We start from the raw sequence: 13,386 nt of genomic DNA on the forward strand, positions 1-13,386 counted from the left end.
GCGCTATGCAGTGGCAAAAGAGACAAGGAGCACCCCGATGAGTGATACCCCCGGAATTGTCGTGACAGGCGCGTCCGGCCGCATGGGCCAAATGCTGATCCAGACCATTCTGGAAAGCGACAAAGTTCATCTGGTCGCGGCACTTGAGCGCGAAGGTCACCATTGGGTTGGGCGCGATGTGGGGGCCGCGATGGGCGGCGCTGACATAGGCGTTCTGGTTAGCGACGACCCGCTGGACGCCTTTGCCAAGGCGCAGGCCGTGATCGACTTTACCGCCCCAGATGCCAGTGTTGCGTTTGCCGGTCTCGCGGCGCAAGCGCGCGCGGTACATGTGATCGGCACGACAGGCTTTGATGACAGCCACCTCGCTGCGATCGAGCGGGCCTCGCATCATGCACCGATCGTGCGTGCGGGCAACATGAGCCTTGGAGTCAACCTGCTGACGCAATTGACGAAAAAGGTATCGGCGGCGCTGGATGAGGATTTCGACATCGAGGTTATAGAGGCGCATCATAACATGAAGGTGGATGCCCCCTCCGGCACCGCGCTGATGTTGGGCGAAGCGGCTGCCGAAGGGCGTGGTGTTGCTTTGGTGGATGTGCGCGATAGCGGGCGCGATGGCATCACCGGGGCGCGCAAACGTGGCGATATCGGTTTCACGGCCATTCGCGGCGGTGATATCGTGGGCGAGCATGATGTGCTTTTCGCTGCCGCGGGCGAGCGGATTGTGCTGCGCCACATGGCCACGGACCGGCGCGTCTTTGCGCGTGGCGCGATTAAAGCCGCGCTGTGGGGGCAAGGCAAAGCACCCGGCGAATACGATATGCTCGATGTGCTTGGGTTATAATTTCGTAAAATCCGGCGAAAATCCGCTGCAAAAACTCTGGGCGGTTCATCCTTTATTGATCTAAGTGCACGAAAGTGGCGTAGAATAAATATGAACAACGAGGCTTGAACGATGTGGAAATTCTTTGCCGTCTTGATTGCTTTGCTAGCTGCGCCCTTATTTGCGAGTGCAAGCTATACCAAGATTAGCGAAAAGACTGAATTTCTGAAGGTCGTGCAAGGTAAGACCCTGACGCGACCTTTGATCAAGCTCGAAGTTTCCTCGGCAGGCAATATTTCTGGTCGCGGGGCGAGCTGGAATGTGAATGGAAAATGGACGTGGCAGAACGGCTACTTCTGTCGAAACCTGAATTGGGGTGGGACCGAACTTGGTTATAATTGCCAAGAAGTAGGCCTGTCCAATGGCAGGCTGCGCTTCACCTCGGACGAGGGGCGCGGCAATTCAGCGGAGTTCAGGCTGCGTTAGACCGGCCCAGCTAAATGTGCGGCGATCAGAAATCTATCGCGATGCCCTTTTTCTCCCAATCTCCGAAACGCACGGGTTCGGGGCCGTTGCGCCCGCCAAGTTCGGTCGCAAGGTTCAGCTCTTTGGCGTTTTTGCGGCGTTCCTCTGCTTCGGCCAACGCACGTTTGGCGGCGTCTGGCAATTGGGGGGTGTCGTTTTCTTTTGGCTCGCGCATCGCGGCGCTCCTTTCCTTGGGGTTGTCCCCTTGATATACGCCGCGCGATACGATCGGCAAGCAGCGCAAAGGGCGAAATGAATGGCAGACAACGGTGTAGCGGCGCGGCGCGCGGCGGCAGGATTGCTGGATCAGGTTCTGGGCGAGCGTAAAATGCTCTCTGAGGCGCTGGGCGCGCCCTTCATGCTCAAGCTGGCCTATGAAGATCGCGCGCGCGCGCAGCGCCTTGCCTCCGAAACCCTTCGTTCACTGGAACGCGCGGACCGCGTCTTGAAACCTTTCCTGCGCAAACCACCGCCAATGGCTGTGCATAACGTACTGCGCATCGCCACTTACGAGCTGTGCACGGGCGGCGCAGCGCATGGCGTCGTGAATGACGCGGTCAGCAGCGTGGGTGCGAACAAGCGCACAGCGCAATTGAAGGGTCTCGCTAATGCGGTCTTGCGCAAGGTCGTCGATAAAGGCCCCGAACAATGGGCGAAACTACGCGTGCCGCATATGCCCAAATGGTTGCGCGCGCCGCTTGCGCAGGCTTATGGCGCTGAAAATGTCGCGGCGATCGAAGCCGTCCATTTTTCTGGTGCGCCGCTCGATTTGACGCCAAAGGGCGATGGAGCTGCATTGGCGAGCGTACTCAACGGCACGATTTTGCCCACGGGATCGGTTCGGATCGCTGATGCTGTGCAGGTTTCCGCCTTGGCGGGCTACGAGGCGGGCGATTGGTGGGTGCAGGATGCGGCCGCCGCGATGCCGGTACACATCCTTGCGCCGCAAAAGGGCGAAGCGATCATCGATCTGTGCTGCGCACCCGGTGGCAAGACCATGCAATTGGCTGCGAGCGGTGCTGACGTTACTGCTATCGATACCTCCGAGCGGCGCATGCAGCGGGTGCGCGAGAACTTGCAGCGTGCCAAGTTGAGCGCTGAGCTGGTCGTTGGTGATGCTTTGGAGACACAAGGCCAATACGATGCTGTCCTTTTGGATGCGCCGTGTTCGGCCACAGGTACGATCCGCCGGCATCCTGATTTACCGCTGGTGAAAGATGGTAGCGAATTTGGCGAGTTGATCGAGTTGCAGGCGCAAATGCTGTCCCATGCGATCACGCTGCTTAAACCTGGCGGGCGCCTCTTGTTTTGCACCTGTTCCTTACTGCCGGATGAGGGCGAGTGCCACATTGAGGATTTGCTGGAGATGCACCCGGAATTGGAAGTCGACCGTGATGCGCTGATGCTGGGCGGCATCGACAAGGACTGGATCACCGAAGAAGGCGGCCTGCGCCTGCGCCCCGACTATTGGTCCGATATGGGCGGTATGGATGGATTTTACATCGCACTGCTGCGCAAACCGCTTTAACGCGCGAATTGTGCGGTGACTTTGGGCGCTCTGCCCCCTATGGTGACGATGATAAATCGCGCCAAAAGAGCGCAAGAGGCAGAGCAGATGTCCATATCGAGCAAATGGTCCGCGCGCACGACCCGCGCCATGCACCGCATTCATGCGCGGCTTGTGACCCGCCAAACGGCGGCGACCGGCTTTGTCTCGCAGCCTGAACCCCGCACGATCGGAAGTTTCGCTAAGGGGCGTCAGCTATGTGCTGGCAATATTATGTTCGCGGGACATCTGGTCGAGGCAGAGGGGCAAAGCCTCTGGGTGATTACGCCACCCGACAGCGCCTTTGGCAACGAGGCGCACGGGTTTAGTTGGCTCGATGATCTTGCCGCTGTCGGCGATCATAGCGCCCGCGCATCGGCGCAGGCCTGGGTCTGGGACTGGATCGGCACCTATGGGCGCGGCAAAGGGCCGGGTTGGGTCCCGGGGCTGACGGGGCGACGGTTGATCCGCTGGATCAATCACGCGCTGTTCTTGCTGCGCGCGCAGGACGCCGAAGCCTCCAAGATTTTCTACCGATCGCTGACGCAGCAAACCAAGTTTCTTGCCCGCCGTTGGCACAAGACCGAACCGGGCCTCGCGCGTTTTGAGGCGCTTACCGGAATGATTTATGCTGGCCTCTCCCTGAGCGGGATGGAGGCGCATGTCACCCCCGCCGTCAAAGCGCTTGCCCGCGCCTGCGCTGAGCAGATCGATGCCGAGGGCGGGCTGTCCACGCGCAACCCTGAAGAATTGCTGGATGTTTTCACCTTAATTACGTGGGCTGCGGTCAGTCTGCGCGAATCCGGGATTATTCCACCGCAAGAACATCTTGACGCGATTGAACGCATCGCGCCAACCCTGCGCACCTTGCGCCATGCTGATGGTGGGCTTGCGCGTTTTCATGGCGGCGGGCGCGGCGTTGACGGGCGGCTCGATCAAGCCTTGGCCAATTCCCAAGTGCGCCGCGCACATTCGGACGGCCTGTCCATGGGTTTTGCGCGCCTCTCTGGTGGGCGCACTAGCATTTTGCTTGATGCGAGCGCCCCGCCCAAGGGGGTCGCATCTCACAATGCCCATGCCTCTACGCTGGCATTCGAACTAACATCGGGGCGGCGTCCGTTAATTGTGAACTGTGGCTCGGGCAAGGTTTTTGGCGAGGATTGGCGCCGTGCAGGGCGCGCCACGCAGTCCCATTCAGTCCTTTCGATTGACGGCTATTCCAGCGCGCGTTTTGCGGCAAGTGGTAGCAAAAAGCACAAGCTCGAATTGCTGGTAGATGCGCCGAAACACGTCCCTGTTCAGGTCAGCGAAGCCCCTGACGGCACGCGCCTTCAAGCGGGGCATGACGGCTATGACAGCACCCATGGTTTGACCCACGCGCGCACGCTGGAGTTGACGTTCAATGGACGTGGCCTTGCTGGGGAAGACATGCTTGTTGCGATAGAGGATGGGTCCAAGAAGCGGTTCGATGCCAAAATGGACGAGATTAGCCTGCAAGGGATCGCTTATTCCATTCGCTTCCATCTGCATCCTGAAGTGGATGCAGCCCTCGATATGGGTGGCGCAGCGGTCTCGATGGCGCAAAAAAGCGGTGAGTTATGGGTGTTTCGCCATGACGGCGTTGCCAAACTTAGTGTGCAACCAAGTGTTTACCTTGAAAAAGGACGTCTATCGCCGCGCGCGACAAAACAGATCGTTTTAACTGGCCGCGCGATGGACTATGCGACGCGCATCCGCTGGTCGCTTTCAAAAACGCAGGACACTGCCGTTGGTGTGCGCGACCTTGTGCCGGATGACGATATGCAATTTTCGAACTCAGGATACTAACCACCATGACCGATCTCGCTCCCCTTCAACGCGCTTTGCTTTCCGTATCCGACAAGACGGGGCTGATCGAGCTTGGCCGTGCGCTTGCGGCGCGCGGTGTCGAATTGCTTTCGACCGGCGGTAGCGCAAAAACGCTTCGCGATGCAGGGCTGGACGTGCGCGACGTGGCGGATGTGACAGGCTATCCCGAAATGATGGACGGGCGCGTCAAGACGCTGCACCCTGCGGTGCACGGAGGTCTTTTGGCGCTGCGCGATAACGAGGCGCATGTGGCAGCGATGGACGCGCACAACATCGGCGCAATCGATTTGCTGGTCGTTAACCTATACCCCTTCGAGGAGACGGTCGCCAATGGCGGCGATTACGAAACCTGCATCGAGAATATCGATATCGGAGGCCCTGCGATGATCCGCGCCGCTGCGAAGAACCATGCCTTCGTGAGCGTCGTGGTCGATGTCGAGGATTACGATGCGCTGCTTGCTGAGTTGGATGAGAACGAGGGGCAGACGAGTTATGCGTTTCGCCAGAAGCTCGCCCAGACTGCATATGCACGCACCGGTGCCTATGATGCTGCAGTTTCGACATGGATGGCCGATGCGCTGGGCGATTCTGCGCCGCGCCGCCGCGCATTTGCCGGCACGCTGTCCCAGACGCTGCGCTACGGGGAAAACCCACACCAGACTGCTGCGTTCTATGTTGATGGCACTGCGCGCGCGGGGGTTGCGACAGCCACGCAGCATCAGGGTAAAGAGCTAAGCTATAACAACATCAACGACACCGATGCGGCGTTTGAACTGGTGGCCGAGTTCGACCCGTCCCAGGCCGCGGCTTGCGCGATCATCAAACATGCGAACCCCTGCGGCGTTGCCGTTGGCGGCACATTGCTGGAGGCGTATAAACAGGCGTTCGATTGTGATCGTACATCGGCTTTCGGTGGGATTGTTGCGCTGAATCAACCGCTTGATGCGGCGACGGCGAAAGAGATTGTCGGCATTTTCACCGAGGTCGTGATCGCGCCTGGCGCATCTGCCGAAGCGCGTGAGATATTTGCCGCAAAGAAAAACTTGCGCTTGCTGACGACGGACGGTTTGCCGGATACCAAATCGGGCGGTTTGACCTATCGCCAGGTCGCGGGCGGCATGTTGGTACAGGACAAAGATAACGGGTTCGTCGGGCTGGACGATTTGAGGGTCGTAACCAAATTGTCCCCCACGGATGAACAAATGCGCGATCTTTTGTTCGCGTGGAAAGTTGCCAAACACGTCAAATCAAACGCGATCGTTTATGTCAAAGACGGTGCGACGGTCGGCGTCGGCGCAGGCCAGATGAGCCGCCTTGATAGTGCTTTGATCGCAGCGACGAAATCTGAACGTATGGCCGAAGTGCTGGGGTTGGAGACACCCTTGTCGCTTGGTTCTGCAGTCGCATCCGACGCGTTTTTTCCATTTGCGGATGGCTTGCTGGAAGCAGCGGCGGCGGGGGCATCCTGTGTCATTCAGCCGGGCGGCTCCATGCGCGACGACGAAGTAATTGCGGCAGCAGATGAGGCTGGACTTGCGATGGTCTTTACAGGTATGCGCCACTTCCGCCATTAGGCGCGAATTTCTGAAGGAGGACGCAGATGCGTCTGGTGTTTTGGGCAGGCTTTTGGGTGTTTCTTGCGGATCAGGCAACGAAGTACCTCGTGGTTCACTGGATGAACCTGCGCGAAGTGGGCAGCATCGATGTGCTGCCGCCTTTTCTCAATCTGCGTATGGCGTGGAACTACGGGATCAATTTCGGGCTGTTTGCGGGGGATAATTCTTCGACGCGCTGGATTTTGATCGGTATTGCGTTTTTGATCATCGCCTTTGTCCTTTACTGGCTGCGCAAGGAGAAGTTTGACCGCATCGGTTTGATCAGTGCAGGTATTTTGATTGGTGGCGCGCTAGGCAATGTCATTGATCGCGTGCTTTACGGAGCCGTTGCGGATTTCCTGAATATGAGCTGCTGTGGCTTTACCAACCCGTTTTCCTTCAACATCGCCGATATTGCGATTTTTGCGGGCGCCTTCGGGATGGTAATTTTCGGTGGTGACGACAATGAGAAAGCCGGATAATTCCGCAAATATCGCGTTGTTCCGGATCAAATGAAAAGCCTACGTGACGGCGCTGATTCTATGCGCTAAAACACAGCGAACGGAGCGGAGTTAACCCATGCGACCGGCGAGTATTTTGACCCTTGTTATTGTCCTTAGTCTTGCCGCTTGCGGCGAGAACAAAGGCCTGCGCGATTTAAGTGATCCTGCGGCAGGGCCGGAAGAGTTTGCAATTGTTCCCAATAAGCCGTTGCAAACACCAGACAATTATAAAACTTTGCCTACCCCGGCACCCGGGCAGGCGAATTTGGTAGATGCTACGCCCCGTCAGGATGCAGTTGCGGCGCTAGGTGGGAATCCTGCGCTTTTGGCGGATCAGGGCGTGCCGCGAAGTGACAGTGCTTTGATCGCAAATGCGTCGCGCTACGGCGTTCCGGGCAATATTCGCGCGACCACCAGTGCGGAAGATGCGGATTTTCGCAAGCGGCGTGGTCGCTTTACAAATATCCGTCTGTTCAAGACGGATCGCTATGTTCAGGTCTACAAAAGCCAAATATTGGACTCGCGCCAAACGCTAGATGCCGCGCGCCGCGCTGGCGTAAAGACGCCGTCGGCACCGCCTGCGAACTGATTATCGCCTCACGATAGCGTCAGTACGCTTGAAACGCGCCTTGGCGCGCGTAGGTTGTGATCAATATCGACCCGGTTGCGACCCCGTTTGAGGAATATTATTATGCGCTTTGGACTTCGTTTGGCAGTGCCTGCTCTGGCCTTGCTGTCTGCCCCACTTGCTGCGTTTGCCGACATAACGCGCTGGGATGATCAGACCAGCACCTTTGCGCTCGATAATGGGATGGAGGTCGTGGTGATCGAGGATCACCGCGCGCCTGTTGTTGTTCACATGATGTGGTATCGCGCTGGTTCTGCGGATGAAAAACCCGGCGTATCCGGCGTTTCGCATTTTCTGGAGCACTTGCTGTTCAAAGCGACGGACAACTTGCAAAGCGGCGAATTTTCCAAGACCGTAGCGGCCAACGGTGGCTCTGACAACGCATTCACCTCTTATGACTACACTGCCTATTTCCAGCGCGTCGCCTCGGACCGGCTTGAGTTGATGATGACGATGGAAGCAGATCGCATGGTTAATCTGCGCCTATCCGAAGCAGATATCCTGACAGAGCGTGAAGTGATCATCGAAGAGCGTAATCAACGCACGGAGAATGATCCCGGAGCCTTGTTCGGCGAGCAAGCCAATGCCGCCATGTTCCTGAACCACCGCTATGGCGTGCCGATCATTGGCTGGCGTCACGAGATGGTGACGCTTAGTCTGCAGGATGCGCAGGATTACTACGATCAATTCTATGCGCCCAACAATGCGATTTTGATCGTCGCTGGGGATGTGACGCCCGAAGACGTAAAAACCCTTGCCGAGCAGCATTACGGCCCTTTGCCCGCCAACCCCGATCTGCCTGAGCGCGCGCGCCCGCAAGAACCGCCGCACAACGCCGCGCGCCGCCTCGTATTCGAGGATCCGCGCGTCGCGCAGCCCTATGTCAGCCGCGCCTACCTTGCGCCCGAGCGCGATAGCGGCGATCAGAAAACAGCGGCTGCCCTGATGCTGGGTGCGCAGTTGCTGGGTGATGGGCAGACTGCATTCATGACGCAAAAGTTGCAATTCGAGGACAAAAGCTCGGTTTTTGCGACGGCCTATTACCGTGGTACATCGCTTGACGACACGCGTTTTACGGTGATCAACGTTCCAGTGCCGGGCGTCAGCCTGAGTGAGGCAGAGGCAAATATGGACCGCGTCTTGCTGGAATTTCTCGAAACGCCGATCGATCTTGCCCATCTTGAGCGGATCAAACGTAACCTGCGCGCGCAAGACATTTATGCCAAGGACAACGTGCAGGGCCTTGCCAATCGCTATGGGCGCGCATTGACCTCGGGCCTGACCGTCAAGGATATTCTGGAGTGGCCCGATATCGTCGAGAGCGTGACGGAGGATGAAATCAAAGTGGCGCTGCGCGACGTTTTGCAGGGTCGCACGTCGGTCACGGGGTGGCTGACTTCGGGCGCGGAGGTGACGCAATGAAACTGTTTTTCCTGAGCGTTCTCGCGGCTGTAACGATCCTTGCCGCGCCACTGCGCGCGGGCGTCGATATACAGGAAGTCACGTCGCCCATGGGCTTCAAAGCGTGGCTAGTCGAGGATCACACGATCCCCTTCATGGCGCTGCGCATCGGTTTCAAAGGTGGCGCATCGCTGGAAGCCTCGGACAAACGCGGCGCGACGTCATTGATGATGGCCTTGCTCGAGGAGGGCACGGGCGATCTTGATGCACGCGCCTTTGCGCAGGCGGTCGATGAGTTGTCGGCCTCTTTCAACTTTGATTCTTCGGACGACAGTGTATCTGTTTCAGTGCGTATGCTGAGCGAAAACCGCGATGCTGCGATTGCACTGTTGAAAGGCGCGATAAGCGCACCGAGTTTTGACGCTGTTGCGATCGATCGCGTCAAAGGGCAGATTTTCTCGATGCTGCAATCTGATCTGAAAGACCCCAACAAGATCGCGCGTGCCGCCTTCGACAAAGCGGCTTTTGGCGATCATCCCTATGGTGCGCCCTCAAGCGGCACGCCTGAAAGTGTGGCGGCCTTGACGCGCGACGATATGTTTGCGGCGCACCGCGCCAGCATGGCGAAAGACCGCGTGTTCATCAGCGCCGTGGGCGACATCACAGCCGAAGAACTTGGCGCGATGATGGATAGCCTTTTGGCCGATCTGCCAGACACCGGCGCGCCAATGCCAAGCCGTGTCGAAGTGGCATTGGAGCCGGGCGTCACAGTCGTACCGTTCGAGACGCCGCAATCCGTCGCCCTGTTCGGACATCGCGGGATCAAACGCCATGACCCTGATTTCTTTGCCGCATTTGTGGCCAGCACCATTCTGGGCGGCGGCGGTTTCGAGAGCCGCTTGATGCAGGAAGTGCGCGACAAGCGGGGGCTGACCTATGGCGTCTATTCCTACCTTGCCACGCAGGACCATGCGGAAATGGTGGTAGGGCAGGTCGCCTCTGCCAACGACCGGATTGGCGATGCGATCGACGTGATCAAGGCCGAGTGGGCGCGCATCGCGCGCGACGGCGTCACGCAGGCCGAGCTTGACCACTCCAAGACTTATCTGACGGGGGCCTATCCGCTGCGTTTTGACGGCAACGGACCGATCGCGAACATCCTCGTAGGGATGCAAATGGAGGGGCTTTCGACGGATTACATCAACACACGCAACGACCAGGTGATGGCGGTGACGCTGGACGAAATCAACCGCGTGATCAAAGAGGTGTACCTGCCCGATGCGCTGCATTTTACCGTCGTTGGCCAGCCTGAGGGCCTTTGAAACACGCGCGTTCTTGCAAGAAGCGAGAGCGCGCGATGCCTTTTACTGCGCGGCGAAGAAGTCGATCACCGCTTTCGTGATAATCGCATGATCCGCGACACGTTCGTTCGTGCCATCGACACAGACCATCCCGTCGCCGGCGGTTTCGCTTTCCAAAATGGGGATTGCACGTTCAGTGCAAAGGCCCAGAAAGTCGAAATGCGAGAGGCTTTCCGGCTCGATATATGTGGCGTTGCCGGGTGCAAGTTGCGCAATTAGAGCGCGGGCTTCCACATTCAGATCAAGCGCACCGGGGGCATCCTTGGGTGCGCCGATCACCAACACCGGCGCGCGGATCGCGCCAAGGCTTTGCGCGGAGAATACTTGCGACGCACCCGGATCAAGTAGGGCAAACCCCTTGATCCGCGGCTCGTGCAGGTCTTGCGCAATGGCCGCACGATCTGCGGGCGTCTTGCCAAGTTGCCAAAGCTCGATGATCTCGCAAATCAAGGCACCCGGATCGGTGGCGCAGGTCGCGTCGATCTGTGCAGGGTCGTAGCGCGCGCCAGCCAATTGCGCGCCTGTCATTCCGCCAAGCGAATGACCAGCCATAAAGATGCGCGCGGGATCGATGTTTGGCCTTATGTCGGCGTTCTCCAGCAAAGAGTCGATGGCGCGCGTCACGTCCTTTGCGCGCTCCCAGATTTGCCGAGCGTCATCAGGGTCGCGCGCCCGCGTGGATGTGCCGGGATGGTTGAGCGAAGCTACGATGTAGCCTGCTTTCACCAGCTCAATCGCCAGCCAGTTTTGATTGCGCGCATTGCCGTACATGCCGTGCGACAGGATCACGAGCGGATGTGCGCCCGCCATGGGCTGCGCATCGTTGGCGACCTCGACGCCAACCCAAACACCATTGCGATGCCCCTGCTGCATAGGAGCGCCATGCGCGGTTGGATACCATAGGATCGCCTCCATCGGGCGGACGGCGTCCTCGATGACGATACTGCGCATCGCGGGTGTGAAAGTCTCTGCGCGGGCATGGCCTGCGGTGATGCCAAGCGTCAGGGCTAGGAAGTGGATCAGGTGTTTCATATCGAACTCCAATGTGTTTGCGTGATAGAGATGGAGTTGCGCCCAATGTGCGGATACGGCAATGCAGAGCGCCGGGCGAACCTGTCCTTTAATCCGATTTAGGACAGGCAAAGCGGGAAAGAGGACATATGCAGGACAGTGCGTTGCTGGTTTTACCGTTGCCCATCCTGACCGCACTGCTTGGCGCAGGGATCGCGGTTTTGCTTCTCAAGCTCGATTGGGGAAGCCGCAAGGCGCGCCTGTGCTTCGCGCTGTTGTTCGCGCTCTTGAGCCTAAGTTCGATGTTGGTCGGTCTGCGTTTTGGCTATGGCATCGAACACCTCATCCTGGTGCAGCGGATCCTTCCCTTGCTTGTCGGGCCGCTGATCTTTCTGGGCTTTGCCGCTTTCGCAATTCCGAAAGAGCGGTTTCGCATTCATGCCTTGCGCCATCTTGGCGCTGCGCTGTTGATCATGGGGATTCTGCTCGCTGCACCAAGGCCGCTTAACGCTCTGGATTGGGTGATTTCGGGAAGCTATCTGTTTTATATCGTCTTGCTTTTGCAGCTTTGGCGCAAAGGGCCGGATCACCTGATCCATGCGCATTTTGATGTGACACAAAAAGTATCGAGCTGGATGCTGCGGGGTGTATTTCTGATGACTTCGATCCTTGTGATCGACACGGTGATTGCCTTTGATTTCGCCTTGAACAGCGGGCGCAATGCGAAGGCGCTTATCTCTTTCGCATCAATTCCGATCTTGGGAGCCCTGCTTGCGCTGATCTTCATCCTGCCCTCGATGATCGCTGCGCCGCGCGGCAAAACGACGATTCCGATGCAGGGAGAAACGGATGATCGCATCAAGCTGGAGCAAGAGGCACGCGCGTTCCTGATGTCTTCGCGGTTATATCTGGAACCCGATCTATCGGTGCAGCGCCTTGCGCGCCGCTTGCATGTGGCCGTGCGCGATTTGTCGGTCGCGGTGAATCAGACGCAGGGCGTGAACGTGTCGCAATATGTGAACCGGTTTCGCATGGATCATGCAGCAGACCTGCTGCGCGGCACCGATGAAAGCGTGGCGAAAGTCATGGCGCAGTCAGGGTTTCTGACTCGCTCGAACTTCTATCGTGAGTTTAAAAGGATATACGGACAAAGCCCGGCCGCCTATCGCCAAGGCGCGTCGGGCGGGAGCGATCCCGCCCGATCCGAGCCTAGTTGATCAAGCCCGCGTGGTGCATGCCCGCGTCGATCATGGCTTTGGTTTCATCCGTGAGGCCCGTGAGGGGCGAGCGGACTTCTTCGCTGCAAAGGCCCAGCTTGGACATGCCGTATTTCGCGCCGACGAGGCCCGGCTCGGTAAAGATCGCCTTGTGAAGTGGCATCAGGCGGTCGGTGATTTCCAGGGCCGTGGAAAAATCGCCCTTTAGTGTTGCCGCCTGCATTTGCGCGCAAAGTTTGGGCGCAACGTTTGCCGTCACGGAAATGCAGCCAACGCCGCCATGGGCGTTGTAGCCAAGCGCGGTCGCATCTTCGCCGGACAGCTGGATAAAATCTTTGCCGCAGGTCATGCGGGTGAGCGGAACGCGGGCAAGATCGCCCGTGGCATCCTTGACGCCGACGATACGCGGAAGTTTTGCCAACGCGCCCATGGTCTCGGGCGTCATGTCTACGACCGAGCGGCCCGGGATGTTGTAGATAATGATCGGCAGGTTCGCTGCGTCATGGATCGCGGCAAAATGTGCGATCAAGCCTCGCTGTGTTGGCTTATTGTAATAAGGCGTTACGACAAGTGCCGCATCTGCGCCGACTTTTTCGGCGTGCTGGACCAAGCGGATGGATTCGAGCGTGTTGTTGCTCCCCGCACCTGCAATCACCGGAAGACGGCCCGCGGATGCGCGCACGACTTCATCGACTACTGTTTCATGCTCGGCGTGGGTCAACGTCGGGCTTTCGCCGGTGGTGCCGACGGGGACGAAACCGCTGCTGCCCTCGCCAATGTGCCATTCGACAAGTTTTTTCAAAGTATCCAGATCCAGCTCGCCGTTCTTGAACGGCGTGATCAGTGCAGGTAGAGACCCAGTAAACATGACACGCTCCTCTTGGTTTTGGCAGGCGTAAGGCCCGGACAGATGATCAAGCCTTGG

Annotated in this window: 13 protein-coding genes; 10 read left to right on the top strand and 3 right to left on the bottom strand. The window is 58.4% G+C overall.

Annotated features, from left to right (window positions below; genetic code table 11):
* Positions 1-37: 37 nt before the first annotated feature.
* Together dapB and B9P63_RS16200 are read left to right on the top strand one after the other, a co-directional pair.
* On the top strand, positions 38-847 hold the full coding sequence (gene dapB, locus B9P63_RS16195) for a 4-hydroxy-tetrahydrodipicolinate reductase (protein WP_085310704.1): 810 nt from the start codon (positions 38-40) through the stop codon (positions 845-847).
* A 111-nt stretch (positions 848-958) separates the two neighbouring features.
* Positions 959-1,312 carry a dihydrodipicolinate reductase gene (locus B9P63_RS16200; protein WP_085310706.1) on the top strand — a complete coding sequence of 118 codons (354 nt, stop codon included), beginning with the start codon at positions 959-961 and terminating at the stop codon, positions 1,310-1,312.
* A gap of 25 nt (positions 1,313-1,337) precedes the next feature.
* Here the strand turns inward: B9P63_RS16200 and B9P63_RS16205 are convergent, their stop codons facing one another.
* Positions 1,338-1,526, bottom strand: coding sequence for a DUF1674 domain-containing protein (locus tag B9P63_RS16205; RefSeq protein WP_085310819.1), 189 nt, complete (start codon positions 1,524-1,526; stop codon positions 1,338-1,340).
* 81 nt (positions 1,527-1,607) lie between these two features.
* Between B9P63_RS16205 and B9P63_RS16210 the strand changes: the two genes are divergently transcribed.
* The 7 genes from B9P63_RS16210 to B9P63_RS16240 all read left to right on the top strand — a co-directional run bounded on the left by B9P63_RS16210 (position 1,608) and on the right by B9P63_RS16240 (position 10,194).
* A complete protein-coding gene (locus B9P63_RS16210) occupies positions 1,608-2,879 on the top strand; it encodes an RsmB/NOP family class I SAM-dependent RNA methyltransferase (protein ID WP_085310708.1) in 1,272 nt (423 codons plus the stop codon).
* An 87-nt stretch (positions 2,880-2,966) separates the two neighbouring features.
* Positions 2,967-4,724, top strand: coding sequence for a heparinase II/III family protein (locus B9P63_RS16215; protein ID WP_085310821.1), 1,758 nt, complete (start codon positions 2,967-2,969; stop codon positions 4,722-4,724).
* A gap of 5 nt (positions 4,725-4,729) precedes the next feature.
* A complete protein-coding gene (gene purH / locus B9P63_RS16220) occupies positions 4,730-6,319 on the top strand; it encodes a bifunctional phosphoribosylaminoimidazolecarboxamide formyltransferase/IMP cyclohydrolase (protein ID WP_085310710.1) in 1,590 nt (529 codons plus the stop codon).
* A gap of 26 nt (positions 6,320-6,345) precedes the next feature.
* The gene (gene lspA / locus B9P63_RS16225) at positions 6,346-6,822 is read left to right on the top strand and encodes a signal peptidase II (protein ID WP_085310712.1); all 477 of its coding nucleotides are present in this window, start codon (positions 6,346-6,348) and stop codon (positions 6,820-6,822) included.
* 115 nt (positions 6,823-6,937) lie between these two features.
* Entirely contained in the window at positions 6,938-7,432 is a 495-nt protein-coding gene (locus tag B9P63_RS16230) for a DUF3035 domain-containing protein (RefSeq protein ID WP_245830719.1), read from the top strand.
* A 102-nt stretch (positions 7,433-7,534) separates the two neighbouring features.
* Positions 7,535-8,893: a M16 family metallopeptidase gene (locus B9P63_RS16235; RefSeq protein ID WP_085310716.1), complete on the top strand. Its 1,359-nt coding sequence runs from the start codon at positions 7,535-7,537 to the stop codon at positions 8,891-8,893.
* Positions 8,890-10,194, top strand: coding sequence for a M16 family metallopeptidase (locus tag B9P63_RS16240; protein ID WP_085310718.1), 1,305 nt, complete (start codon positions 8,890-8,892; stop codon positions 10,192-10,194). Before B9P63_RS16235 ends, B9P63_RS16240 begins: the two co-directional genes overlap by 4 nt.
* Positions 10,195-10,236: 42 nt before the next feature.
* Here the strand turns inward: B9P63_RS16240 and B9P63_RS16245 are convergent, their stop codons facing one another.
* Positions 10,237-11,265: an alpha/beta hydrolase family protein gene (locus B9P63_RS16245; RefSeq protein WP_085310720.1), complete on the bottom strand. Its 1,029-nt coding sequence runs from the start codon at positions 11,263-11,265 to the stop codon at positions 10,237-10,239.
* Positions 11,266-11,393: 128 nt separating this feature from the next.
* Between B9P63_RS16245 and B9P63_RS16250 the strand changes: the two genes are divergently transcribed.
* Positions 11,394-12,461 carry a helix-turn-helix domain-containing protein gene (locus tag B9P63_RS16250; protein WP_085310722.1) on the top strand — a complete coding sequence of 356 codons (1,068 nt, stop codon included), beginning with the start codon at positions 11,394-11,396 and terminating at the stop codon, positions 12,459-12,461.
* Here the strand turns inward: B9P63_RS16250 and dapA are convergent.
* Entirely contained in the window at positions 12,454-13,329 is an 876-nt protein-coding gene (gene dapA / locus B9P63_RS16255) for a 4-hydroxy-tetrahydrodipicolinate synthase (RefSeq protein ID WP_085310724.1), read from the bottom strand. The two genes, B9P63_RS16250 and dapA, sit on opposite strands and share 8 nt — an antisense overlap.
* Positions 13,330-13,386: the final 57 nt, after the last annotated feature.

It is taken from the genome of Planktotalea arctica, from assembly GCF_002105285.1.
GTDB lineage: Bacteria > Pseudomonadota > Alphaproteobacteria > Rhodobacterales > Rhodobacteraceae > Planktotalea > Planktotalea arctica.

Excerpts from the sequence above, each read along its gene's own strand:
- dapA (WP_085310724.1), bottom strand. The coding sequence starts at position 13,329 with ATGTTTACTGGGTCTCTACCTGCACTGATCACGCCGTTCAAGAACGGC.
- B9P63_RS16250 (WP_085310722.1), top strand. The coding sequence starts at position 11,394 with ATGCAGGACAGTGCGTTGCTGGTTTTACCGTTGCCCATCCTGACCGCA.
- B9P63_RS16210 (WP_085310708.1), top strand. The coding sequence starts at position 1,608 with ATGGCAGACAACGGTGTAGCGGCGCGGCGCGCGGCGGCAGGATTGCTG.
- B9P63_RS16215 (WP_085310821.1), top strand. The coding sequence starts at position 2,967 with ATGTCCATATCGAGCAAATGGTCCGCGCGCACGACCCGCGCCATGCAC.
- B9P63_RS16240 (WP_085310718.1), top strand. The coding sequence starts at position 8,890 with ATGAAACTGTTTTTCCTGAGCGTTCTCGCGGCTGTAACGATCCTTGCC.
- B9P63_RS16235 (WP_085310716.1), top strand. The coding sequence starts at position 7,535 with ATGCGCTTTGGACTTCGTTTGGCAGTGCCTGCTCTGGCCTTGCTGTCT.
- B9P63_RS16200 (WP_085310706.1), top strand. The coding sequence starts at position 959 with ATGTGGAAATTCTTTGCCGTCTTGATTGCTTTGCTAGCTGCGCCCTTA.
- B9P63_RS16245 (WP_085310720.1), bottom strand. The coding sequence starts at position 11,265 with ATGAAACACCTGATCCACTTCCTAGCCCTGACGCTTGGCATCACCGCA.
- lspA (WP_085310712.1), top strand. The coding sequence starts at position 6,346 with ATGCGTCTGGTGTTTTGGGCAGGCTTTTGGGTGTTTCTTGCGGATCAG.
- purH (WP_085310710.1), top strand. The coding sequence starts at position 4,730 with ATGACCGATCTCGCTCCCCTTCAACGCGCTTTGCTTTCCGTATCCGAC.
- B9P63_RS16205 (WP_085310819.1), bottom strand. The coding sequence starts at position 1,526 with ATGCGCGAGCCAAAAGAAAACGACACCCCCCAATTGCCAGACGCCGCC.
- dapB (WP_085310704.1), top strand. The coding sequence starts at position 38 with ATGAGTGATACCCCCGGAATTGTCGTGACAGGCGCGTCCGGCCGCATG.